Below are 278 nucleotides of genomic sequence, written 5' to 3' on the forward strand. Positions count from 1 at the left end.
ATGAAGATGACGCGCTGGCGCGGCACCAGGGAGCAGCCTGGCCTGATGATGGCGCTGGACCGGGGCGGGCAGTGCAAGGGCGTCGCCTTCAGGCTTGGCGACGCCGACCGGCGCCGGCAGCTCGACAAGGTCCTGCGGCGCGAAGTGACGCTGAAGCCGACCAGCTACCATCCGCGCCTGCTCAACCTTTCGAGCGACGGCGGCACGTTGCGGGCGCTGGCATTCGTCATCAACCGCAAGGGCACAACCTATTCCGGCCCGCTCGAGGAAAGCGTGGT

1 protein-coding gene is annotated in these 278 nt (G+C 68.0%); it reads left to right on the plus strand.

Translation table 11 applies throughout. From position 1 onward, the window contains the following. The coding region (locus EN869_RS34180; protein WP_189508278.1) for a gamma-glutamylcyclotransferase at positions 1-278 on the plus strand (278 nt) is incomplete at both ends.

It is taken from the genome of Mesorhizobium sp. M2D.F.Ca.ET.226.01.1.1, from assembly GCF_004022705.2.
Classification (GTDB): Bacteria; Pseudomonadota; Alphaproteobacteria; order Rhizobiales; family Rhizobiaceae; genus Mesorhizobium.